This is a genomic window from Streptomyces sp. NPDC085944 (assembly GCF_040686295.1).
GTDB lineage: Bacteria > Actinomycetota > Actinomycetes > Streptomycetales > Streptomycetaceae > Streptomyces > Streptomyces salinarius.
In genome coordinates this window covers 329357-350462 of record NZ_JBFBJX010000006.1, presented here as the reverse complement: position 1 = coordinate 350462, position 21106 = coordinate 329357, and the positions used below count along the sequence as shown (strand labels likewise).

Genomic DNA, 21106 nt, shown 5'->3' with positions numbered 1-21106 from the left:
ACGTTGGGGAACTACGCGTGGAGTCACCGCCTCGAGGACGTGGACCTGGAGGAGCTGTCGCACCTCTACCGGATCGCACCGCTGGGCGACAAACCCCCCGAGCGGCTTGCCACGGTGTTCGGCAACAGCCGCCTCACCTGCTTCGTCCGCGCCGGTGACACGCTCGTCGGCGCCGGGCGGGCGCTGGCCGACGGCGCCGACTGCGCCTACATCGCCGATGTCGCCGTCCACCCGGACCACCAGGGACAGGGCCTCGGGTCCGACATCATCCGCAGGCTGCTGGAGCTGGCGCGGGACCACAAGAAGATCCTCCTCTACGCCAGTCCCGGCACCGAACCCTTCTACCGCAGGCTCGGCTTCCTGCCGATGAACACCGCCATGGCGGTCTGGGCCGACCCGGACCGCGCGGTCGACGTCGGTCTGCTGCGCCGGGAGCCCTGACGGCCGCCGGGACCACGGACGTCGGTAGACTCGGCGCCCGCCACTGCTCCTTCGGCGAGAGGGACCGACGACCGTGCGACTGCGCTGTGCCGTACTGGACGACTACCAGCGGGTGGCGACCGAGGTCGCCGACTGGTCGCCGGTGGCCGACTCGGTGGACGTCGTCCCGTACGACACCCACTTCCCGGACGAGGACTCCCTCGCCGCGGCTCTGGCGGACGCCGACATCGTGGTCACCCTTCGCGAACGCGTACCGTTTCCCGGCTCGTTGATCGCCCGGCTGCCCCGGCTGAAGCTCATCGTCGCCTCCGGCATGCGCAACAGCGTGATCGACTACGCCGCCGCCGACGCCCACGGCGTCACCGTCTGCGGTACGGCCTCCTCCTCGACCCCGCCCGTAGAGCTGACCTGGGCCCTGCTGCTCGGCCTGGCCCGCGGCATCGTCCAGGAGGCCAACGGGGTGCGCGAGGGCGGCCCCTGGCAGCGGACGGTGGGCGCCGACCTGCACGGGCGCCGGCTCGGACTGCTGGGCCTGGGCAAGATCGGCGGCCGGGTCGCCCAGGTCGGCCTGGCCTTCGGCATGAAGGTGAGCGCCTGGAGCCAGAACCTCACCCGGGAGCGCGCCGACGAGGCCGGCGTCGAACTCGCCCCGTCCAAGGAGGAGCTGCTGCGCAGCGCCGACTTCGTCTCCGTCCACCTGGCGCTCGGCGACCGCACCCGCGGCCTGCTCGGCCCAGCCGAACTGGCCCTGCTCAAGCCGACCGCCTACCTGGTCAACACCTCGCGCGCGGCGATCGTCGACCAGGAGGCGCTGCTCGCCGCGCTGCACGGGGGCCGCATCGCGGGCGCCGGAGTGGACGTCTTCGACACCGAGCCGCTGTCCGCCGGCCACCCGATGCGCACCGCCCCGCGCCTGCTCGCGACACCCCACCTGGGCTATGTGTCGCGCGCCAACTACGCCACGTACTACGGCCAGGCCGTCGAGGCGATCCAGGCCTACCTCGCGGGCTCCCCCGTACGGCGCCTGCCCGTGCCCTCGGCCGCGCCGAGCCCGGTGTAGCGCTGCTCAGGCGGTGCCCGCCCGGTCGGAGTCCAGCACCGGGCGGCAGTAGACGCCGTCGCTCCGGCACAGGTGACCGAGGTCCACCAGATGGCGCCGGAGCGTCACATGGTCGACCTCGCCGTCCTCGCACCAGGCGCGCAGCTTCTCGTCGACGGTGCGCTCCGGGTACTCCACGCCGGGTGCGAAGGTCTGCTCGGCGATGTGCCGCAGCACCACCTTCTTGCGCGTCCAGCGCGCGGGCAGCCGGACCAGCCGGCCGTCCCTGACGAAGGTCCGCACGACGATGCCGGCCGGGCCGTCGTCGCCCGCCGCACCGGAGTCCCGGGCCGCCTGCGGCGCCGGGCGGCCGGCCCGGGCCAGCTCCCGGAAACGGTCGTGGGCGACGGCGAGTTCGCCGTCGGCGCCGGTCGTCACCACGCCCTGGTCCCGCAGTCGGCGCAGCGCACCGGCCGCCTCCTTCGCACTGAGGCCGGCCGCCCGGGCCACCTGTGCGGCGTCGCCCGCGCCGAGCGCCACGGCGGCGAAGGCCCGCACCCGGCTCTCCTCGGCGAACAGGGCGGGCAGCGCGGCCAGTGCGGACGCCTGCGCGGGATCGGACGGCGGCTCGGAAGCCCTGACGGACGTGTCGGATCGGTCGTTCGGCATGCCGGGAGGCTAGTGCACCCACCGGCGCGCAGGGCACCGGTTTTCCCGCCGGAGACCGTCCGCCCACCCGGCGGAGACGGTCCCCCACCCGCCGGAGACCGTCCGCCGTCGCCACCGCCCGCATGTCCAAAAAGGGTGATCCGCACATTCTCCCCGTGACCGGCTGCGACCGGCCGCGTTGAACCGGCAGTGCGGCGGCGCGTCCTGCCGCCGCGCTCCCCGAGTCAGAAGGAGAACGTGATGTCTCGCATCGCGAAGGCCGCCGGCGTCGCCCTCGGCACCGGTGCCGTGGTGCTCAGCGGCACCGGCATGGCCATGGCGGACGCGGGCGCGGCGGGCGCGGCCGTCGGCTCGCCCGGTGTCCTGTCCGGCAACGTCGTCCAGGTCCCGGTGCACGTGCCGGTCAACGTCTGCGGCAACACCATCGACGTCATCGGCCTGCTGAACCCGGCCTTCGGCAACGCCTGCGAAAACGGTGACGACGAGGACATGAGCGGCGGCTACGGCGGCTGAGTCGCCAGGCACCCGAGGAGCCCCGGCCCACCCGGCCGGGGCTCCCGCATTTCCGCTCCGCACGTGCTCGGCCGCCGGGATCGGACCCGTCTAGGCGTACCGGTAGATCCGGCCGACGTCCTCCAGCTCGTCCGGCGTCACGTCCCACGGCGGCAGCTTCTCGTGCCGTGCGACGATCCGCCCGCGCTGCGCGCTGCCCCGGCCGGGCGGCTCGGCCGGCAGGTAGCGGGCGCCGCGGTGGCGGGTCTGCCAGCGGGACCACTGCAGGTCGATGAAGGCGTGGTGCAGCCAGAACACCGGGTCGTTGACGGAGGCGCCGCCGACCATGGCCCCGCCGACCCAGCGGTGCACGCGGTTGTGGTTGCGCCAGGAGACGCTGCCGCGCCCGGCCCCCCACCCCTCCAGCTTGTTGCGGAACCCCTTGCGGACCGTGGAGTCGTAGGGCGAGGTGTCGTACTTCGGATCGTCCAGCGCCCACTCCAGGTCGCTCTTCGAGGGCAGGTCGAGGGGGTCGCCGGCGCGTCCGAGGTCCCGGGTGAGGAACTCGGTGTCGGTGACGTTCTCCTTGATGGTCCAGTTGCCCTCGGCGTGCGCGAAGGGGCCGGTGGTGACCCGGTGGTCGGAACGCCGCCCGGTGCCGCCCAGCAGGTCGGCGGTCCAGGGCGTGGACTTGGTGCCGCGGTCCTTCGTCCAGTCCCAGTACGGCACGGTGACCGAGTCGTCCACCCGGCGCAGCGACTCCTCCAGGTCCAGCAGGAACCGGCGGTGCCAGGGCAGGAAGGACGGCGCCATGTGCGCCGTACGCAGTCCGTCCTCGCCGTCGGAGACGTAGTACTCGATGTGGGTGCGCACGAACTCGTCGTACTCGCCGCGTCGTTTGACCTCCAGCAGCGCGCCCACGAACCGCCGCTTCTCGCTGCGGGTCAGCGTGCTGACGTCCTTACGCGTGTACGCCATGCCGCCCCCCGGAGTGCTGGTCGTGGCCGGTGGACGGGGTGTCGCGCAGGTGCTCGCCGGGGCCGAGTTCGTCGACGGCGCCGCGGGCCGCGGCGAGCGGGGTGGGGTACGACCGGTAGTGGTCGACCATGCTCAGCCAGCTGCCGTCGGCCCGCCGCATCAGGTGCAGCGGGCGGCCGTCCACGGTGACGTGCCAGGTGCCGGCCCTCAGGGCCCGTCCCGCGGCGGAGCGGATGCCCCGGATCCGCCGCCCGCGGTAGGTCTCGTCGAAGGCGGCGCTGTCGCCGAACCCGGCGGACTCGCCGTCCCGGGCGGGCTCGGCGGTGTGCGGCTCGGGGTGCGCGGGTCCTGCCGCGCCCCGTGTCTCGGTGGGCCGGGAGGCGCCGATCAGCGGCGCCAGACCGACGGCGACGGCCGGCACGAGCAGTCCCCGCATCAGCTGCCGCCGGGAGGCGGACGCCGGCCCGCCTCTCGCCGCACTCTCGCCCCGCACCGCGTACCGCGGCTCGCGCTCCGCGCCGTTCGCTCTCGTGCCCGCGTCGACCACCATGGCTCACTCCTCGTCCGGTTGCGTCGGTCCGCACCGTTAACCGCACGACGGGCCCCGCGGTCACCGTACGCAGGGCCAGTCGGAGCACGGCCGCTCCCGGAAGCAGGGTCGCCGCGGGGGCTACAGGCCCGGTCCCACGCCCAGGTCGGCCACCGGAACCGTCTGGACCACCGGGGCGAGCACGCCGGCCTCGGGCAGCTTCGGCGACGGCAGACCGAGGGCCTCGGGGTTCGGCGCGGTGAGCGGGGCGTCCAGGGACAGGCCCGGTGCCAGGGTCCGCACCTCGGCGGCGGGCGCGTCGACACCGGCGTGGTCGAAGTCGTCGCCGAGGACGTGCGGCACCGGCTGGCGCACGTCCACGCCGGGCAGCCCGCCGTGCACCGGCAGCTGCGGCAGTGTCCGCTCCGGCAGCAGCCGACCCTCGACGTACCGCGGGCCCTCCGGGGCGCCCGCGGTCGGCACGGGCAGCTCGCCGGCCACCTCGGGCAGTTCCATGCCGAGGGCCGTCTCCGCACCGTCCAGCGGCACCGGCACGGGGATCGCGCCGGCCGCGGCGGCGGGAGTCACCGCCGCGCCCACGGTGGCGGCCACACCGGTGACGACGGCGGCCAGGGTTCGTCTGGTGGTCGGCTTCATGACAGGCACGGTCCCTTTCGAGAAGGCGGGGGTACGGCTTTCGGGGAGGACGGGGAGGCGGGAAGGCGGCACGAGGGGGTGCGGCGAGGAGCGGGACGGTGGCTCAGCCGCCCAGCGGGAGACCGCCCAGCAGGCCGTTCGCGGAGTTCAGTTCGGAGGTGGCGCCCTTCACGGTGTGCAGCACGGAGTCCTTGTTCTCGGTGTCCAGGGCGTTGGACCGCGCGTCCGACTGGTGCTTGATCGGCATGATGTCGATGGGCTCCGCGGTCAGCGCGTTCACGGCACCGTTGAGGCTGGTGGGCGTGAGGGCGGCGGCGTCGGAGGCGTCGTAGGCGAAGGCGGGCACGGCGGAACCGGCGGCGACCAGGGACCCGGCGACGACGGCGGCGGCCTTGAGGGACTTCATCGTGTTCCTTTCCTCGGCGACCCGTGTCACCGGTGGGATTGCTGACGCCCTCCCTAACGACCTGCGCCGGACCCGGAAACTCCGCCGTCCGGAAGACATATGAGATCTCCGGCCCGGATGAGGCCCGCGGACACGGAAAGGGCCGTCGCGCCTCCGCGGGGGAGGTGCGACGGCCCGGTACGCCCGGGGGCGGCCGACGTCAGGAGGGGTCCGCAGGTACGGCCGCCTCGGGAGTCGCGGCCTCGGGAGTCGCGGCTTCCGGCGCGGTGGGCACGCCGGGCAGGCCGGCCAGGTCCGCGGCGGGCAGCCCGTTGCCGACCAGCGTGGCGGCGACGACGTTGACGATGCCGGTCATCACGTCCTCGACGGCGGGGCTCACCTGGTCGGCGGTACCGGAGGTGGTGGCCTTGACCAGGGCGTCGATCTGCTTCTGCAGCTCGGCCCGAGCGGTCGCGGACAGGTCCGAGGCGGCCGCGGTGCCGTCCTCGTTCTGCGCCGTGACGGGCGCCGGCAGCGTGACCGGGGTGTCGGTCCCGGCCTCCGGCGCGGTCACGGCCGCGTCGTCGGCGTCCGTGTCCGCGGCCTCCACCTTGGCAAGGGCGTCCTCTACGGCGGCGGAGAGCTTGTCCCCGTCCGCGGCGGAGAGCTGGCCGTCGTCGGCCTTGAGGATGGCGGTGAGCATGTCGGTGACCGGCATGAGCACTCCGCCCAGCCCGGCCAGACTGCCGACCTGGCCCTGCAGTTCGTCGGCGTCGGGCAGGGGAGCGCGGGACGCCGCGTGGGTGCGTTCCCGGACCGAGTCGCCGTCGGCCGCCATCACCGCCGGACCGGAGAGGCCGATCAGCAGGCCGGCGCAGAGAGCGGAGGCGGCGATTCGACGTGCGGGCAGACGCATGGGGGGTCCTTTCGGTGGTGCGTCGGATCTTGTGCCCACCGTGGAAGTGCCCTTGGCGCTCTGCAACCGAGCGGTGACCCAGCCGGCCCGCCCGTCCTTCCCCCGCCCGGCGTCTTGCCTGCTGAGACGCCCTGTCAAGGTCCGTGCGCCGTGTCACCGCGCGGTCCCCCCATTCGGGGCAGCGAGCGCCGTCCGCGCGAACGCGAACCGGCCGCCCGCTCGCGGAGGAACCGCGGTGCGGACGGCCGGTGCGGGGAGTTGCCAGCCGACGTCAGTCGTTCTCGCACTCGTTGCCGAACGCCGGGTTCAGCAGGCCGATGACGTCGATGGTGTTACCGCAGACGTTGACCGGGATGTGGACCGGGACCTGCACCACGTTGCCGGACAGGACGCCCGGGGAGTGGGCGGCGGCGGCCTGCGCGCCGCTGTCGGCGGCGGCGACACCGGCGGTGCCCGCCACCGCGGCGGCGGCGACGGAGGTCAGGGCCAGGCCCTTCGCGATACGCGACATGGAGAAGTGCTCCTTGGGGTTGTCACACACATCCGGGCGGCTGCCCGGCGCAGTGTCAACGCGTGGCACGGCCCCGAGTTCTGCCGCCAAAGGGGTGATCTCGCAAAAACGCGGGATTCACAAATCCAACACACTTACCCGATTTCGCCGTATTAGTACGGATAGCAGCTAGAGTCCCACACCGTTCGACGCACTCGTTCGACGCACCCGTATGCCGCGTCGCGGCCGACGCCCCGCGGTCGGGCGCGTTCCCGCCCGTCCCGAGCAATCTCCGTGAGCGAGGAAACGCGCATGCACCTGCCACCGACCGGCTTACGGCCACGGGTTCTGCACCTCACCCAACCGGTGGACGGCGGGGTCGCCCGGGTGGTGACGGACCTGACGCGCGCTCAGCTCGCCGCCGGACTGCGCGTCGCCGTCGCCTGTCCCGACGGGGGCCTCGCCGACCGGCTGCGTGCGCTCGGCGCCGACGTGCGGAACTGGCCCGCCACCCGCTCGCCGGGTCCGGCCGTGGTGCCGGAGGTACGGCGGCTCGCCCGCGTGATCGAGGAGGTACGGCCCGACCTGGTGCACGCGCACAGCGCGAAGGCCGGTCTGGCCGGGCGGCTCGCCGTACGGGGCCGGATCCCGACCGTGTTCCAGCCGCACGCATGGTCGTTCGAGGCGGTCGGCGGTGCGGCCGGTCTCCTGGCGCTCGGCTGGGAGCGGTGGGCCGGGCGGTGGACGGCACGGACGGTGTGCGTGAGCGAGGCGGAACGGCTGCGGGGGGTACGGGCCGGGGTGCACGTGCCCTGGGCGGTGGTCCCGAACGGCGTCGACCTGGCCCGCTTCGACGCCGACGCGCCCACGAACGCTGCCGAGGACCCGTCCGACCCGACCGACCCGGCCGGGGTGAGGCGGCGGCACGGCATCGCTCCGCACGCGCCGTTGGTGGTGTGCGTGGGCCGGCTGTGCCGGCAGAAGGGGCAGGACCTCCTGCTGAGCGCGTGGGGGCCGGTTCTCGACCGGGTGCCCGGCGCCCGGCTGGTCCTCGTCGGTGACGGACCGGACCGCGCCCGGCTGGCCGCACGGGCCCCGGCGTCCGTGCTCTTCGCCGGGACCGTGGCCGACGCCACCGTCTGGTACCGGGCCGCCGACCTGGTCGTCCTGCCCTCGCGCTGGGAGGGCATGGCGCTGGCCCCGCTGGAGGCGATGGCCTGCGGCCGGCCCGTGGTGGTGACCGACGTGGACGGCGCCCGCGAGGGCCTGCCGCCCGCGCTCGTACCGCACTGCCTGGTGCCGCCCGGAGCCCCGGCCGCCCTGGCCGCCGCCGTCACCACGCTCCTCCTCGACGCGCCGCTGCGCACGTCGCTCGGCCACCGGGGGCGTGCGCACGTCCGGTCGGCACACGACGTACGTCACACGGCGGCATCGATCACGGCCCTGTACGACGACCTCCTCGACGACACACGACGCACGGCCGGTGCGGGGCTTGCGACCGTCATGGGACGCAGGGCTGCCCCCGGGCCAGCGGCCGATGCGGGACCTGCGGCCGACACGAGGTCCACGGCCAGCGCCAGACCTGCGGCCGATGCGGAACCCACAGCCGACGCAGGACCCACAGCCGATGCGGGACCTGCAGCCGGCGCGGGACCCAGGGCCGACGCAAGACCCACAACCAACGCGAGGCCCGCGGCCGGCACAAGGCCTGCGGTCGGCGTCGGGACCACCGCCAACGCGGGACCCGCGGCCGACACGAGGTCCACGGCCAGCGCCAGACCTGCGGCCGATGCGGAACCCACAGCCGACGCAGGACCCACAACCAACGCGAGACCTGCAGCCGGCACGGAACCCACAGTCGCCGCACGGCCCACAGCCGATGCGGGACCTGCGGCCGACACGAGGTCCACGGCCAGCGCCAGACCTGCGGCCGATGCGGAACCCACAGCCGACGCAGGACCCACAGCCGATGCGGGACCTGCAGCCGGCGCGGGACCCGGGGCCGACGCAAGACCCACAACCAACGCGAGGCCCGCGGCCGGCACAAGGCCTGCGGTCGGCGTCGGGACCACCGCCAACGCGGGGCCCGCGGCCGGCACGGGGTCCGGGGGCGCGGTGTGCGCCGTCGTGGTCTTCGGCGGACTCGGCGACGGCGCAGGTCCGTCCGCCGTGCCGCGTGCCCTCCCCGGCGACGGGCTCGCAGCCGCGGGCCGGTCGGCCGTCGTGCCCATCGAGTGCAGGGAGTCCACCCACCCGTGACCGCGGAAAGCACCGTCCCCTCCCCCGCCGGCCAGTCGCGCGACCTCGGCTCCTCCCCCGTCGCGGTGCTGCCCCAGCGCGACGGCACCGGGAGCCCCCGGCTGCCCTCCGGGCGGCCCGCACCGGGGCCGGGTTCGCCGCTGCCGCTGCTCGTCGTGGACGGCGCGGCGGCCGTGCCCGGCACGCTGGTCCTCACCGGTGCCCCGCACCAACCGCTGCTCACAGGCGTGCTGGTGGCCGCTTCGCTGCTGCTGCGCCCCCGCCCGCGCCCGGGCCCGCGGCCGTCCGGTGCCCTGGACGACCTGCCCGCCCTGTGCGGCCGGATCACGGTGGTGTGGTTGGTACTGGCAGCGCTCGTCGCGGCGTACGCCCCGGCGCACGCGCTGTCCGTGCGCACCCTGGTCGCGGGCGTCCTGCTGCACTCGGTGACGGGCTGCGCCGGCCGGGCCGCCGTGATCCGCCGACACCGCACTGCGCTGCGCAACCACCCCCGCGCCGCCCTCGTCGTCGGGGCCGTCCCGACCGCGCAGCGGGTGGCGTCGGCGCTGCTGCGTCACCCACGCTGCGGGGTGCACCCCGTCGGGATCGTCACCGGCGACCCGGGCGGCACCGCGGGCCTGCCGGTGCTGTCCACGGGCGAGGAGGTGCGGCGGGCGGTCGTGCAGAACGGCGTACGGGACGTACTGGTCGTGAACCCCTCCGTGCTCCCCTCCGTGCGGCCCTCCCCGGAGTCCTCCCCGGACGCCTCCGTGGATCCCTCCGTACGGTCCCGGCAGGCGGCGTTGCTGCGGGCGCTGGCCGAGTCGGGCTGCGCGGTGTGGGAACTGGACGCCGAGACCGCCGCCCACGCCCCCGGCCCGGCCGGGGACCGGATCGCCGCCTTCCCCTGCCGGCGTCTGGAACCGGCGGCGCGGCGGCCCGGCGGCGCGGGCAAGCGGGTGCTGGACGTGACGGTGTCCGGGCTGCTGTTGCTGCTGCTGAGCCCCCTGCTGCTGGCCTGCGCGGCGGTACTGCGGGTGGTGGGCGGCCCCGGTGTGCTGTTCCGGCAGGAGCGCGTCGGGCAGGGCGGCAGACCGTTCACACTGCTGAAGTTCCGCACGCACCGGCCGGCCGACGAGCACGAGTCGGCGACCCGGTGGAGCGTGGCGGACGAACACCGGATGCCGTGGTTCTGCCGCTTCCTGCGGCGCACCTCGCTGGACGAACTGCTCCAGCTGTGGAACGTCTTCCGGGGCGACATGAGCCTGGTCGGCCCACGCCCCGAACGCCCGTACTTCGTCGCCCGGTTCAGCCAGGCCCACCCCGGTTACGCCGCCCGCCACCGGATGCCGGCCGGCATCACGGGCCTCGCCCAGATCAACGGGCTGCGCGGCGACACCTCCATCGAGGACCGGGCCCGCTTCGACAACGCGTACATCGACGACTGGTCGCTGTGGCGGGACGTGTGCATCCTGCTGCGCACGGCCGCCGCGCTAGTGCGCCCCACGGGGAGCTGACCCCGGTGGCCCACGCCCTGCCCCTGCGGCCGACGGCGCGCCTACGGCGGCTGCCGCCCGTGCTGGCCGTGGTCGCCGTCGTCGCACTGCTCGCGCTGCCGTTCGCCCCGGGCGACGGGGGCGGCGCGCACCCGGCCGACGCGGTGTCGGCGCTGGCGGTGCTGTACTGCGCGCTGCGGCTGGTGCGGGACCGCCGGCGCCCGCTGTCCCGTACCGCGGCGACGGTGCTCGGGCTGCCCGTGCTCGGGCTGGCCGTCGCGGCGGTGGGCGCCGTGTCGCCGGGGGCGGGAGTGGCCGGCCTCGGCCGCTACCTCCAGGTCTTCGTCCTGGTCCCCGCCGCCGTACTGCTGCTCGTCCGCGACCGGGCCGAGGTGCGGCTGCTCACCTGGTCGATGGTGGGGCTGGCGCTGTGGCAGGGGGCGGTCGGCGTGCACCAGTACGTCACCGGAACCGGTGCCTCCTACCAGGGGGAGACGGTCCGGGCCGTGGGCACCTTCGGGCCGCAGGACGTGATGGGGATGGCCACCGTGGTGTCCCTGGGGCTGGTCTGCGCGGTCGGGCTGGCGCTGGGGAGGACGCCGTCGCGGCACCGGCTGCTCGCCGCCGGGTGCGCCTGCGCCCTGCTGCTGCCGCTGGCCCTGTCGTTCAGCCGCGGGGCGTGGATCGCGACGGCGGTGACCTGCGCGGTGCAGATGCTGCTCGCCGGGGCGCGCAGGGCGCTGGCGGTGGGGGCGGCGGTGGTCGCGGCGGCGGTGGTGCTGGTGGGCGGCTTCGGGGTCGGTACGGCGATGCTCCAGGAGCGGGTCGGCAGCATCACGGAGGTCACCGACGCCCCCGACCAGTCGGTGACCGACCGCTACACGATGTGGGCGGCGGCGGCCGGCATGTGGCGGGAGCGGCCGTTGACCGGCGTCGGGCTGAAGGGCTTCCCCGAACACCGGGACGCGCACGCCTCCTTGGCGCTGTCCTCGGGCAGCGAGACCGACGGCGCGGGCGCCGGATACCGCAGGCAGCCGCTGCTGTCCCCGCACAACATGTATCTGCTGGTGCTGGCCGAGCAGGGGCTGATCGGCCTGCTCTGCCTCGCCGGGAGCTGGCTGGCGCTGCTGGTGCTGGGCCTGCGCAGGCTGCGCGCGGCCCGGCGGGCACGGGGCGCGGCGCCGGACTGCGCGTTCGTCGCCTGCGGGCTCCTGGTCTGGCAGCTGACCGACTTCGCCTACGCCGACATCGGCGGGCCGTCGACCGTCGTGACGGCGGTGTGCTTCGGCCTGGCGGCCTGGTGGGCGCTGGGTTCCGCCGCGCGGGAGGTGCCGCAGCGGTGACGACGACCGCCCCGACGCTCCCGGAGACCGCACCGGCCGCCGACGGCCGGTCCTCGGGGCGTTTCCTGGCCCGGGCCGCGCTGGTCACCGCCGTGCTCTCGGTGGCCGGGTCGGTGCTCGGGCTGGCCCGGGACCAGGCGCTGGCCCGGCTGTTCGGGGCCGGGGGCGAGACGGACGCCTTCCTGGTGGCGTGGACGGTGCCGGAGTTCGCGGCGACGCTGCTGATCGAGGACGGGCTGGCCTTCGCACTGGTCCCGATGTTCAGCCTGGCCCTGGCCCGCCGCGCGCGGGGCGTGAGCGGCGACCCGGTGCGCGCGCTGGTCGCCTCGACCCTGCCCCGGCTGGCCCTCGCGTTCACGGCGGCCGGCGCGCTGGTCGCCGTCTCAGCGCCGGCGCTGGTGCGGGCCCTGGCGCCGGGGCTGCCCGACCACGACCTCGCCGTGGACTGCACCCGGCTCACCGCCACCTGCGTCGTCAGCTTCGGGCTCGCCGGGTACTGCAGCGCGGCGCTGCGGGCGCACCGGCGGTTCCTGGCCCCGGCGGCGATCTACGTCGCCTACAACACGGGCATCATCGCGGTGATGTTCGTGCTCGGCGGTCGCTGGGGGGTGCGCGCGGCGGCGGCCGGGGTCGCGGTGGGCGGGGTCCTGATGGTGGCGGCGCAACTGCCGTCGCTGCTGCGGCGGCTGAGGCGCCGGGAGGGCGGCGAACGGACGACGGTGCCGGACGGGGCCGCCCGTCCGCTCGCCCTCGCCCTGTTCACCACCGTGCTGCTGTTCGCCCTGTGCCGCCAGTCCCAGGTCCTCATCGAGCGCTTCCTGGCCTCCGGGCTCCCCTCCGGGGCCATCTCGCACCTGAACTACGCGCAGAAGGTGGCCCAGATCCCGATGACGCTGTCTCTGATGCTGTGCACGGTCACCTTCCCGGTGGTGGCCCGCGCGCTGGCCGACGGCGACACCGAACGGGCCCGCGACCGGGTCGAGCGGGACGTGGCACTGGCGGCCTGCCTGGTGCTGCTCGGCGCGGCCGCCGTCGTCGCGTGCGCGCCGCAGATCGTCCACCTGCTCTTCCAGCGCGGCGCGTTCACGGCCGCCGACACGGCGGCGACCGCCGGTGTCATGCGCGTGTACGCGCTCGGGCTGCTCGGCCAGACGGTGGTGGGCGCGCTGGCCCGCTCCTACTTCTCGGCGGGCCGCGCCTGCTGGTATCCGTTCGGCGCGATGGCCGTCGGTGTCCTCGCCACCGCCGTCGTCGGCGCCTCGGCCGTCGGCCCGTGGGGCGTGCGCGGCATCGCCGCCGCCAACGCCGCCGGCATCACCGTCACCGCCGTCCTGCTGCTCGCCGGGATGGGCCCGCGCAGCGTACCCGTGCGCGTCCGTCGGGTCCTGGGCGACCTGGGCCGGCCGGTGCTCGCGGCGGCCGCGGCGACCGGCGCGGGCGCCCTGGCTGCGGACCGGGTCGCCGACGCCGGTGCCGCCGTGTCACGGACCGCGCTCTCCCTGGCCGTCGGCGCCGCCTCCGTCGGCGGCGTCTTCGCCGTCCTCTGCCTGGTCCTGGGCGTCCGGGGCCTGCGCCCCGCCCCGAGGACGGTCCGCCCCGTCCCTCTCCCCCACCCCGTCACACAAAGGCACCCGCATGGCCGTTCCCGCTCCCGGTTCCCCCTCCGCGGCTTTCGCGACGTCCGCGATGCCCGCGAACACCGCACCGACCGCTGACGCCCGCCCCACCCCCCTTCGCACCGCCCCGTGGGTCGCGATGTACCACTCGGTCGGCGACTGCTCGGACGACCCGTACCGCATCACCGTCACGCCCGGCCGGCTGGACGCGCAGCTGGGCTGGCTGCGGCGGCGCGGGCTGCGCGGCGTGCCGGTCGCCGAGCTGCTGGCCGCCCGTGCCCGGGGCGGCGGCCGGGACCTGGTGGGGCTGACCTTCGACGACGGGTACGCCGACTTCGTCGAGCACGCGCTGCCGCGTCTGCGCCGCTGGGGCTGCGGGGCGACCCTCTTCGTACTGCCGGGGCGGCTCGGCGGCGACAACGCCTGGGACCCGCTGGGCCCGCGCAAGCCGCTGCTGACCGCCGACGGCATCCGCCGCGCCGCCGCCGAGGGCGTCGAGATCGGCTCGCACGGCCTCACCCACGTCGACCTCACCACGGCGGACGACACCACACTGACCGCCGAGACCGCAGGGAGCAGGGCCCTGCTCGCCGAGTTGACCGGCACCGAGGTCACCGGCTTCTGCTACCCGTACGGCACCGTCGACGCCCGCGCCGCCGACGCCGTGCGCGCCGCCGGGTACGGCTACGCCTGCGCCATCGACCCTGGCCCGCTGACCGGCCCGTACGCGCTGCCCCGCGTGCACGTGGGCCAGCGGGACACTCCCGTACGGCTGCTGTTGAAGACCCGGCTGCACCGCCTGCGCCGCCGGGCCGCGGCGGGGGTGTGAGGTGACGGACGTGAAGGCCCTGCACATCATCACCGGCCTCGGTGTCGGCGGCGCCGAGCAGCAACTGCGGCTGCTGCTGCGGCACCTGCCCGTCGACTGCGACGTCGTGACGCTCACCAACCCCGGCCCGGTCGCCGAGGGTCTGCTGGCCGACGGCGTCAACGTCGTCCACCTGGGCATGACCGGCAACCGCGACCTGGCCGCGCTGCCGCGCCTGGCCCGCCTCATCCGCACCGGCGGCTACGACCTCGTGCACACCCACCTCTACCGCGCCTGCCTCTACGGCCGCCTCGCCGCCCGCCTCGCCGGGGTGCGCGCGGTCGTCGCCACCGAGCACTCCCTCGGCGACTCCCAGATGGAGGGCCGCCCGCTCACCCCGGGTGTCCGCGCCCTGTACCTGGCCGGGGAGCGCCTCGGCAGTGCCACGGTCGCCGTCTCCCCCACCGTCGCCGACCGGCTGCGCCGCTGGGGCGTGCCCGCGCCCCGCATCGAGGTCGTCCCCAACGGCATCGACCTGGACCGCTTCCGTTTCGACCCGGTCCGGCGGCTGCGCACCCGGCGCCGTCTCGGCCTGCCCGAGGGCGCGTACGTCGTCGGCGGCATCGGGCGGCTGACGGCGGCCAAGCGGTTCGACGTGCTGGTCCGCGCCCTGGCCCTGCTGCCGCCGGACTGCTGGCTGCTGCTGGTCGGCGGCGGGCCCGAGGAGCACCTGCTGCGCCGCACCGCCCGCGAGGCCGGCGTCGCCGACCGCGTCCTGCTCACCGGCGAACGCCCCTACCACCCCGACGGCTCCCCCGGCCCCGACCTGCCCGCCCTCGCCGCCGCGATGGACGTCCTCGCGTCGCCGTCGCCGGAGGAGGCCTTCGGTCTGGCCGCCGTGGAGGGGCTCGCGTCCGGCCTGCCGGTGCTGTACGCCTCCTGCCCGGCGATCGAGGACCTGCCGCCCGGTTCCGCGCCCTCGGCACGGCGGGTCGACGGCGGCGCCGGGGAGTTCGCGCGCGCCCTCGCCGAGACCCGCGCGTCCGGCGGCCCGGTCCCCGGGATGCGCACCGCGCCCGAGGCGGCCCGGCACTACTGCGTCACCCGCAGCGCCGCCCGGCTGATGGACGTGTACGCGACCACCCTCACGCATCCGCTGCCCCCGTCCCCGGCATCCCAGGGAGTTGGTTCCGCATGACCGAGCCCCTCACCCAGTCCCCCCCCGAACCCGCGACGGACCCCGAACCCGCGCCGCCCGCCCGCCGGGCCCGCGCCCGGGCCGCGCTGCGCCGCTCGCTGCTCGGCCTGCGCTCCCTGCCGCCCTGGTCCCCGCTCGCGGCCGGTGTCCTGGCCGGCGGTCTGATCGGCGCCGGGTACGGCCTGCTCGCCACCCCGCAGTACACGGCGACCAGTTACGTCGTCGCCGTGGCCGCCGACGAGTCCGACCCCGCGTCCGCGCTGGGCTTCGCGCAGGCCTACGGCCGGGTCGCCACCCAGCTCGCGGTGCTCGGAGACGCGCAGATGTGGGCCCACGTGCCGGTGGCGACCCTGGAGCGGAGTGTCCGCACCGCGACCTCGCCGGACGCGCCGATGGTCTCGGTGACGGCCACCTCCGCCGACCCGGAGGAGGCCGCCGACATGGCCAACGCCGTCGCCCGCGCCCTGACCCGGCACGCGGACGCCTCCGCCGACGACACCCATGTGGAGCTGCGGCAGTTCGCCCGGGCCACCGAGCCCACCGAACCGTCCTCGCCGTCCGCCGCCGTGACCGGCCTGGTGGGCGCGAGCGCGGGCGGACTGCTGGGCGGCCTCGCGCTGCTGGTCCGGCCGCGCCGCACCGGCCGGGAGCCCGGCCGCACAGCGGCGGCCGTACCCGGTCCGGCGGCGGCGACCGACGGACGCGGGCCGCTGTGAGGCATCCGGGGCCGCCGCGGCCGCGCGCGCTCCCGCCCGGCCACACGATCGAGCTGGTCACCGACCAGGCCGCCTTCGCCGAGCTGGCCCCCGAGTGGGGGCGGCTGTACGGCCGTTGCGCCGCCGCCACCCCGTTCCAGAGCCACGCCTGGCTGCACTCCTGGTGGCGCTCGTACGGCTCGCCCGGCCGGCTGCGGGTGGTGCTGGCCCGTGCGGGCGGCGAACTCGTCGCCGCCGCGCCGCTGATGCTCGTAGGGCGTCCGGTGCCCGCGCTGGTGCCGCTGGGCGGAGCGATCTCGGACTACGGGGACGTCCTGCTGGACGACGAACGCGGTCCGGACGCCGTGGCCGCCCTCACCGCGGGCGTCGCGGCGGCGTCCCGCACCGCACTGGTCGACCTGCGCGAGGTACGGCCGGGCGCCGCCGCCGAGCGGCTCTACGCGTGCTGGCGCGGGCCCCGGCGCAGGCTGGCCGACTCGCTCTGCCTGGAACTGCCCGCCCTCCCGCCGGCCGAGCTGGTCGCCCGGCTGCCCTCGGCCAAGGCCAGGCAGCGGGTCCGTGCCCAGCTGCGCCGGCTGGACGCGCTCGGCGTCAAGAGCCGGCCCGTGCTGCCCGACGAGGCGGAGGCGGCCGTGCGGCGCCTGCTCGAACTGCACCGGCTGCAGTGGCGGGGGCGGAAGGTCACCGGCGAGCACCTGCGTCCCCGCTTCCGCGAGCACCTGGTGCGGGCGGTGGGGCCGATGGTGCGCTCCGGGGACGCGGTGGTCACCGAGTTCCGGATGGCCGACGAGGTGGTGGCCGTGGACGTGACCCTGCTGTCGCGCCGGCTGGCCGGCGGCTATCTGTACGGCGCACATCCGCGGCTGCGGGAGGCGAAGGCGGACGTGGCGGTGATGCTGCTGGACGCGTGCGCCGGGTACGCCCGCGCGCCGGGGCGCGCCACGCTGAGCCTGCTGCGGGGCGACGAGCCGTACAAGCACCGCTGGCGCCCGGCGCCGGTGCCGAACCAGCGGCTGCTGTTGGCCCGCCGCCGCACGGCCCCGCTGCTGGCGGCGGCCCTGTGCGACGCGGCCGCCCGGCGGCGGGGCAAGGAGCTGCTGCGGCGGAGCGCGGAGCGGAGGGGGGCCGACGGTGACGGAACCACCTGACCGGCCCCGCGACCGCGACCGCCACCGCGGTCGCCCCGGCCGCGCGCCGCTACTCGTTGCGCGAGTACCAGTCCAGGCGCATGCAGAGCTTCCCGCCGAGCCAGTACTCCACCCAGTCGCCCAGCTCCAACGGCGAGCAGTCGGCGGGGGGCTCGGGCGCGGTGGACGGCACCGGGGGCAGGGGCGGTGCGGTCGGTGTGCCCGGTTCCTCGGGCTTCGGGACGGTCGGCTCGGGCTCGTCGGTGCGGCCGAAGAGCACGGACCGGTAGACGGCGGTGGACCGGGGATTGTCGTCGCACTGCCAGACGCCGTGCGGGCAGTAGTCGGTGACCGTGTTGTAGACGGGCTTGTGCTCGTCCATCCAGGCGAGCATGCCCCGCATGTACGCGGCGTTGTCGCCGTTGCGGAACAGCCCCCACTCCGGGTAGGAGACGGGCTTGCCGTGCGCCTTCGCGAAGTCGACGTGCGCCTGGAGGCCGTAGGGCTCCTTCACCTGCTCGTCGAACGTCATGCCGCGCGGCTGGTCGTAGGAGTCCATGCCGATGATGTCGACGGTGGCGTCGCCGGGGTAGCACCGCGTCCAGGGCACGGCGTCCCGGCCGCGGCTCGGCGCGAAGTCGAACCGGAACTTCTGGCCGGGCACCGCGCGCATGGTGGTGACGATCCGGTTCCAGTACGTCTTCCAGGCCTCGGGATCCGGTCCGCAGCGGTGGGTGTAGGTGGTGCCGTTCATCTCCCAGCCGAGCACCAGGACCGTGTCCGGCACCTTGAGGGCGACGAGGCGTTCGGCGAGGGCCCGGAAGTGGTGGTCGAAGCGACCGGCGGCGCCCTGGCGCAGCAGTTCGCGCACCTCGTCGTCGTCGACGTGCTCCTCGTTGCGTTCCATCATGGGCACGTTCAGGACGAGCATCCGGTCGTCCTTGCGGGTGCGCCAGTCGGCCCACACGTCGAGGAAGCCGGGGGCGCCTTCGATGTTGCTCCAGCGGTCACCGGGCAGGTAGGTGTGGCCGACGCGCAGTTCGGCGCCACCCAGCCAGTGGCTCAGCGCGGCCATCCGGGCCACGCCGCGCGGGCCGTAGTCCAGGTACGCGCCGAAGGCCGGGGCGGACTCGGTACCGGGTCCGGCACTGGGGTCGGCGCTCGGTTGGGCACTGGGTTCGGCACTGGGTTCGGCACTGGGTTGGGCACTGGGTTCGGGCGCGGGTGGTTCGCCGGCGGCGACACCGGGGGCCGCGGCCAGGAACACCGCCGCCGCGACCGCAGCCGCCGCTGCGTGCGCGGGCCGCCGCCCGGACCGGGCCCGTGACTGCCGTACGGCCATGCCGGCCTCCTTGGATCGCCGCGAATCACGCCTCCGTTACTGACACTCAGTCATATGAAATGCCATCACGCCACCGCCGTTACGGCGTTCGAGTGCGGCGGTCGCCCGCACCGGTGAATCGCCGGCGGCACTCGCTCGCACAAGCCCGAATCCGAAGGATGTCTCCCGTGTCGCTGTTCGACACCCGGGTCCCCGCCGTAGTGCTGCGGACCGACCGGAATCCCTTTCACCACGGAACGCTGGGTGCCGTGCGCTCGCTCGGCCGCGCGGGGGTGGACGTGCACGTGGTCGCCGACTGCGCCGGGAGCCCGGTCCGCGCCTCCCGTTACCTGAGCGAGCTGCACACCCCGCCGCCGCCCGGCGCGTCGCCCGCCGAGATCGCGGTGACCCTGCGCCGCGTCGCCGCGCGGATCGCGCGCCCCGCCGTACTGATTCCGATGGACGACGCGTGTGCCGTGGCCGTGGGCCGGGCGCGGGCGGCGCTGGCGCACTCGTTCCTGCTGCCGGACCAGCCGGACGGGCTCGCGGAGCGCGTGGCCGACAAGGCGGAACTGGCCGGTGCGTGCGCGTCCCTGGACGTCCCGCACCCCGAGACCGTCGTCCCGGACGGCGCGGCGGAGGCGGCGCGGGCGGCGTGGCGGCTGGGTCTGCCGGTGGTGGCGAAGTGGAGCCGGCCCTGGCTGGTGCCCCCGGGCGGCGCGCTGCGCAGCACGGTGCTGGTGCGCTCGGCGCGGGAGGCCGGGGAGCTGTACGGGCGGGCCGAGGAGGCCGGGAGCCGGCTGCTGCTGCAGGCGTTCCTGCCGCCGGGGCCCGACCGGGACTGGTTCTTCCACGGCTACGCCGACCGCACGGGAACGGTCCGGGCGGGCGGCCCCGGCCGCAAGACGCGGGCCAGGCCGCGCGGCGCGGGTCTGACGGCGGTGGGCCGCTGGACGCCGAACCCCGAGGTGCGGGCGCTCGCCGAACGAGTCGTCGCCGAACTGGGTTACCGGGGCGTCCTCGACCTCGACTTCCGGCGCTGCGGCACGACCGGCCGCTATCACCTGCTCGACTTCAACCCGCGTCCCGGCGCCCAGTTCCGGCTCTTCGCCGACACCGCGGGGCTGGACGTCGTACGGGCCCTGCACCTGGATCTGACCCACCGGCCGCTGCCTCAGGGGGCGCCGCGGCCGGGGCGGGCGTTCGTGGTGGAGAACTACGCGCCGCTGAGTGCGCTGCGTCCGGCCGGAGCGGGGCGCGGGGGCCGGGAGCTGGCCTGGTACGCCCGGGACGACCGGGCGCCGGGCCGGGCCCTGTGGGCGCTGTGGGGCCGTCACGTGAGCGCCCGGCTGCGGGACCGGGTGCACCGGGCCGACATCCGCCCGGACGCCGCGGCCCCGGCCCGGGCCCGCGTCGTGCGCCAGGCATCCGCCCCGGCCGCGGACCGTACCGGCGCCTCCGGCCGCCCGGAGGAGGGCCACGCGGACCGCCCCGACCCGGACCGGGCGGGCAGCCACTGACCCGCCCGGACACCGGGGGACGGCACGGACGGCACCCCCGGTGCCCCGGTGGCCCGTGCGAGGCCGCCGGGGGCATGGGTCCGGCCGCGGCACGGTCGGCGGCCGGCCCCGCCGCCCCGCCCGCGCCGACCGCCCGGACGGACAACGGACCGGCCGCCACCCGCAGCGCGGACGACGACGCCCCCGGCGGCCCGTGCGGGGGCCGTCGGGGGCGTCGGGGCGCGTGGGGCGGGGTCAGCGGCCGGCGGCCGCCCGGCCCCGGCGGTACAGGATCGCTCCGCCCGCGATCAGCACGGCACCGGCGGCCGCGGCACCCAGCGTGCCCTCACTGCCGGTCTCGGCCAGGACGGGCGGCTGCTCCGTCTGAGGAGCCGGCGGGGTGTGCTCCTCCTCGCCGGAGGGCGGGGGCTGCTCCTCCTCGGGGGGCGGGGGGTGCTCCTCGTCGGTGGGCGGCGGGGGCTCCTCCTCGCCGTAGCCGGGAGGCGTGGTCGGGGGCGGCGGCTCCTCCTCGCCGTAGCCGGGGGGCTCCTCCTCCGAGGCGTTCTCGCACTCGTTGCCGAAGGCCGGGTTCAGCGCGGCGATCACGTCGACGGTGTTGCCGCAGAGGTTGACCGGCACGTCGACCGGGATCTGCGTGCTGTTGCCGGAGCCCACGCCCGGAGAGCCCTCGGTCACGCCGTCCGCGTGGGACCCGCCGGAGGACCCGGTCGACGACGAGGACGAGGACGACGTGTCCTCGCCGTACCCGCTGCCGTCGCCGTGGGCGTCGGTCTGCTCCTCCGAGGCGTTCTCGCACTCGTTGCCGAAGGCGGGGTTCAGCGCGGCGATCACGTCGATCGTGTTGCCGCAGGCGTTGACCGGCACGTCGATGGGCGCCTGGAGGGCGTTGCCGGACACGGCGCCCGGCGAGTTCGTGGCGGCTCCGTCCGCATGCGAGTCGGCAAGGGCGGGGCTGCCGCACAGGGAAAGGATGCCCGTCGCGGCGGCAGCCGCGACCATCCCCCTGCTCAGGGTCTGTCGCACTCTGGTTGTCTTCCTGCTTGGAGAGATGAGAGATGAGAGATCGTCGGAGAACGATGCGGAGCGATCCGGCCTGACGGGCTGCGGAAAGGCGGAAGGCCGGCCCG

Annotated in this window: 20 protein-coding genes and 1 pseudogene; 12 read left to right on the top strand and 9 right to left on the bottom strand. The window is 75.8% G+C overall.

Translation table 11 applies throughout. From position 1 onward, the window contains the following. Positions 1 to 3: 3 nt before the first annotated feature. Both AB0P07_RS14770 and AB0P07_RS14765 read left to right on the top strand, forming a co-directional pair. Positions 4 to 441 carry a GNAT family N-acetyltransferase gene (locus AB0P07_RS14770; RefSeq protein ID WP_365550013.1) on the top strand — a complete coding sequence of 146 codons (438 nt, stop codon included), beginning with the start codon at positions 4 to 6 and terminating at the stop codon, positions 439 to 441. 73 nt (positions 442 to 514) lie between these two features. Next, positions 515 to 1501: a D-2-hydroxyacid dehydrogenase family protein gene (locus AB0P07_RS14765; protein WP_365550010.1), complete on the top strand. Its 987-nt coding sequence runs from the start codon at positions 515 to 517 to the stop codon at positions 1499 to 1501. 6 nt (positions 1502 to 1507) lie between these two features. On the opposite strand, the gene AB0P07_RS14760 is transcribed toward AB0P07_RS14765, so the two are convergent. Continuing rightward, on the bottom strand, positions 1508 to 2149 hold the full coding sequence (locus AB0P07_RS14760) for a DUF2087 domain-containing protein (protein ID WP_365550008.1): 642 nt from the start codon (positions 2147 to 2149) through the stop codon (positions 1508 to 1510). Between the two features lie 240 nt (positions 2150 to 2389). On the opposite strand from AB0P07_RS14760, the gene chpF reads away from it, so the two are divergent. Beyond that, positions 2390 to 2662, top strand: coding sequence for a chaplin ChpF (gene chpF / locus AB0P07_RS14755; RefSeq protein ID WP_365550005.1), 273 nt, complete (start codon positions 2390 to 2392; stop codon positions 2660 to 2662). A gap of 90 nt (positions 2663 to 2752) precedes the next feature. On the opposite strand, the gene AB0P07_RS14750 is transcribed toward chpF, so the two are convergent. The 6 genes from AB0P07_RS14750 to chpG all read right to left on the bottom strand — a co-directional run bounded on the left by AB0P07_RS14750 (position 2753) and on the right by chpG (position 6617). Then, on the bottom strand, positions 2753 to 3619 hold the full coding sequence (locus AB0P07_RS14750) for a tyrosinase family protein (protein WP_365550002.1): 867 nt from the start codon (positions 3617 to 3619) through the stop codon (positions 2753 to 2755). Further along, a complete protein-coding gene (locus tag AB0P07_RS14745; protein ID WP_365549999.1) occupies positions 3603 to 4169 on the bottom strand; it encodes a tyrosinase family oxidase copper chaperone in 567 nt (188 codons plus the stop codon). Before AB0P07_RS14745 ends, AB0P07_RS14750 begins: the two co-directional genes overlap by 17 nt. A gap of 120 nt (positions 4170 to 4289) precedes the next feature. Beyond that, positions 4290 to 4805, bottom strand: coding sequence for a hypothetical protein (locus AB0P07_RS14740; protein ID WP_365549996.1), 516 nt, complete (start codon positions 4803 to 4805; stop codon positions 4290 to 4292). Between the two features lie 103 nt (positions 4806 to 4908). Further along, the gene (locus AB0P07_RS14735) at positions 4909 to 5211 is read right to left on the bottom strand and encodes a hypothetical protein (protein ID WP_102931516.1); all 303 of its coding nucleotides are present in this window, start codon (positions 5209 to 5211) and stop codon (positions 4909 to 4911) included. Between the two features lie 199 nt (positions 5212 to 5410). Continuing rightward, positions 5411 to 6106, bottom strand: coding sequence for a hypothetical protein (locus tag AB0P07_RS14730; RefSeq protein ID WP_365549993.1), 696 nt, complete (start codon positions 6104 to 6106; stop codon positions 5411 to 5413). Positions 6107 to 6377: 271 nt separating this feature from the next. Then, entirely contained in the window at positions 6378 to 6617 is a 240-nt protein-coding gene (gene chpG / locus AB0P07_RS14725; RefSeq protein WP_007449696.1) for a chaplin ChpG, read from the bottom strand. A 291-nt stretch (positions 6618 to 6908) separates the two neighbouring features. On the opposite strand from chpG, the pseudogene AB0P07_RS14720 reads away from it, so the two are divergent. From AB0P07_RS14720 to AB0P07_RS14685, 8 genes and pseudogenes are all read left to right on the top strand, one after another. After that, positions 6909 to 8057, top strand: a pseudogene (locus AB0P07_RS14720) (glycosyltransferase); the annotation flags it as partial. A gap of 794 nt (positions 8058 to 8851) precedes the next feature. Beyond that, positions 8852 to 10351, top strand: a complete 1500-nt coding sequence (locus AB0P07_RS14715; RefSeq protein ID WP_365549990.1) for an exopolysaccharide biosynthesis polyprenyl glycosylphosphotransferase — start codon at positions 8852 to 8854, stop codon at positions 10349 to 10351. Positions 10352 to 10356: 5 nt separating this feature from the next. Beyond that, the gene (locus AB0P07_RS14710) at positions 10357 to 11673 is read left to right on the top strand and encodes an O-antigen ligase family protein (protein WP_365549987.1); all 1317 of its coding nucleotides are present in this window, start codon (positions 10357 to 10359) and stop codon (positions 11671 to 11673) included. Continuing rightward, positions 11670 to 13388, top strand: a complete 1719-nt coding sequence (locus AB0P07_RS14705; protein WP_365549984.1) for a lipid II flippase MurJ — start codon at positions 11670 to 11672, stop codon at positions 13386 to 13388. The genes AB0P07_RS14710 and AB0P07_RS14705 overlap by 4 nt, the downstream gene beginning before the upstream one ends. Before the next feature lie 40 nt (positions 13389 to 13428). Further along, on the top strand, positions 13429 to 14118 hold the full coding sequence (locus AB0P07_RS14700; protein ID WP_365549981.1) for a polysaccharide deacetylase family protein: 690 nt from the start codon (positions 13429 to 13431) through the stop codon (positions 14116 to 14118). A gap of 10 nt (positions 14119 to 14128) precedes the next feature. After that, positions 14129 to 15295, top strand: coding sequence for a glycosyltransferase (locus AB0P07_RS14695; RefSeq protein ID WP_365549978.1), 1167 nt, complete (start codon positions 14129 to 14131; stop codon positions 15293 to 15295). Further along, positions 15292 to 16011: a lipopolysaccharide biosynthesis protein gene (locus tag AB0P07_RS14690; RefSeq protein ID WP_365549975.1), complete on the top strand. Its 720-nt coding sequence runs from the start codon at positions 15292 to 15294 to the stop codon at positions 16009 to 16011. Before AB0P07_RS14695 ends, AB0P07_RS14690 begins: the two co-directional genes overlap by 4 nt. Further along, complete coding sequence (locus tag AB0P07_RS14685) at positions 16008 to 17159, top strand: GNAT family N-acetyltransferase (protein ID WP_365549972.1); 1152 nt, start codon at positions 16008 to 16010, stop codon at positions 17157 to 17159. Before AB0P07_RS14690 ends, AB0P07_RS14685 begins: the two co-directional genes overlap by 4 nt. Before the next feature lie 49 nt (positions 17160 to 17208). Here AB0P07_RS14685 and AB0P07_RS14680 read toward each other — a convergent pair whose 3' ends face one another. Then, positions 17209 to 18480, bottom strand: coding sequence for a glycosyl hydrolase (locus tag AB0P07_RS14680; protein ID WP_365549969.1), 1272 nt, complete (start codon positions 18478 to 18480; stop codon positions 17209 to 17211). A gap of 167 nt (positions 18481 to 18647) precedes the next feature. Between AB0P07_RS14680 and AB0P07_RS14675 the strand changes: the two genes are divergently transcribed. Beyond that, positions 18648 to 19979: an ATP-grasp domain-containing protein gene (locus AB0P07_RS14675; protein ID WP_365549966.1), complete on the top strand. Its 1332-nt coding sequence runs from the start codon at positions 18648 to 18650 to the stop codon at positions 19977 to 19979. 234 nt (positions 19980 to 20213) lie between these two features. Here AB0P07_RS14675 and chpA read toward each other — a convergent pair whose 3' ends face one another. After that, a complete protein-coding gene (chpA, locus tag AB0P07_RS14670) occupies positions 20214 to 21002 on the bottom strand; it encodes an LAXTG-anchored chaplin ChpA (RefSeq protein WP_365549963.1) in 789 nt (262 codons plus the stop codon). Positions 21003 to 21106: the final 104 nt, after the last annotated feature.